The 1,834-nt window shown below is 62.7% G+C and carries 2 protein-coding genes; one reads left to right on the forward strand and one right to left on the reverse strand.

Annotated features, from left to right (window positions below; translation table 11 throughout):
• Positions 1-46 precede the first annotated feature (46 nt).
• On the reverse strand, positions 47-850 hold the full coding sequence (locus tag B3873_RS25310) for a methyltransferase domain-containing protein (protein WP_286869811.1): 804 nt from the start codon (positions 848-850) through the stop codon (positions 47-49).
• 414 nt (positions 851-1,264) lie between these two features.
• Here B3873_RS25310 and B3873_RS25315 point away from each other — a divergent pair.
• The coding region (locus B3873_RS25315; RefSeq protein WP_286869814.1) for a LysR family transcriptional regulator at positions 1,265-1,834 on the forward strand (570 nt) is incomplete at its 3' end.

A 1,834-nucleotide genomic window follows, 5' to 3' on the forward strand; every position in this document is an offset into this window, starting at 1 on the left:
GGGACCTTGCATGCAAGGTCCCCGTTTTTTTTGTGGCAGTGCCATATCAGTCAGGCAAGGTCGCCACGATGAACATGCGCTGGAACGGCAGCAGCGTGCTGCCATCTGCGCCGGGCGGGTAAGCCTGTTGCATGCGGCGCGCATATTCGGTGCGGAAGGCCTGCAATTGCTCGGCTTCCAATTTCTCGAGATAGGGACGCAGGCTGCTGCCGCTGGCCCATTCCAGTACCGGGTCCGCGCCCGTGAGGACGTGCAGATAGCTCGTTTGCCAGATGTCCAGCGTCGCCACGCGCGGGCGCAGCAGGTCGTAATATCGGCCCACCTCCAGAACATTGCGCCGTTCCGACACCTCGCCCAGCACATCGGCATAGGCGGGTGACCTCGCCAGCTCCACCTGCGCGCGCCGCAACGGCGCGTCATGCATGACCGGCATCTGCACCGCCAGGCAACCGCCAGGATTGAGGAAGGACAGCAGTCGCGGGAACAGCTGCGCATGATCGGGTAGCCACTGCAGGGTCGCATTGGTGTAGATCAGGTCCAGCTTGTGCTCGGGCACCCAATGATTCAGATCGGCTGCGACGAACCTGGCCTGCGGCACGTTCAGGCGCGCCTTGGCCAGCATGTCATCGGAGCCATCCACGCCCAGCACCTCGGCCCGTGGCCAGCGCTGCTGCAGCAGTGCGGTCAGGTTGCCGGTGCCGCACCCCAGGTCGAGGATGCGCGCGGGGTTCTGCGTGGGCAGATGCAACATCAGGTCCAGGGCAGGACGCAGGCGTTCGCCGCCGAACCGCAGATACTGGCTGACGTCCCATTGAACCTGGGCTTGCATGGATTCTGGAGAGGTTTGCATGGATTGCTCCTGTGGCGAAGGTTGATACAGGCTGAGCAGTCTGCCTCGCCTGGCTTGCAGATAAGCGGCACCGGCTTGGCTGACCTTTATCAGGGCCTCGCCGCCAGATGCATGGACGCGTGCCAGATAGCCTCGCGCATTGGCGTTTTCCCAGACCGGCAGGCGAGGGCAGGAGGTCCGCCAGGGTTCGATCACTTCGCTGTAAGGCCGTCCATCCGGGCCAATCCATTCAAGAAGATCAAGGATGAGCGGCTCGACGGCGTCGCCTGCCGCCGGTTCATCGTGACCTGGCTGCACGTCCGACATCGTGATGTTCATGATCTGGCTCCTTTCGGGCTGACTTGAGGCTGTATCTTGAGCGCTGCCGGAGAAGCAGTAAAATGAAATTATCTGAAAGATTAATAAGTTTTACTCATGAAAATCGACATCCTCGGTGTACAGGCGTTTGTCGCGATTGCCGATCACGGCAGCTTTCAGGGCGCGGCTGGTGCCTTGCACGTGACGCAGACGGCGGTGACGCTGCGCTTGCGCAAGCTGGAGGATTTTCTGGGGGTGACCTTGATGGAGCGGACCACGCGCTCCCTTGCGCTCACCGAAATCGGACAGGACTTCCTGCCCCAGGCCCGGCGGCTGCTGGACGAGCTGGCGGGCGCGCTGGTGGAGATTCGGGAAACCGGGATGGCGCGGCGTGGCGACGTCTGCATCGCCTGTGTGCCCACCGTAGGGGTGCAGTACCTGCCACGCATCCTGCAGGCGTATTCAGCGCGCTATCCGCACAACCGCATCAAGATTCTCGATCACGCCTCTTCTGCCGTGGCCGATGCGGTGCTGCGCCGGGAAGCCGAATTCGGCATCAACATGGCCAGGGAGCATCATCCCGAGCTGGCAAGCGTTCCATTGACCACGGACCGGTACGTGCTGATCTGCCACCACACCCATCCATTGGCCAAACGCCGGCGCGCCACCTGGGCGCAGCTCAAGCCG

Origin of the sequence: Herbaspirillum sp. UBA812 (assembly GCF_002296545.1) — a bacterium.
Classification (GTDB): Bacteria; Pseudomonadota; Gammaproteobacteria; order Burkholderiales; family Burkholderiaceae_D; genus Herbaspirillum; species Herbaspirillum huttiense.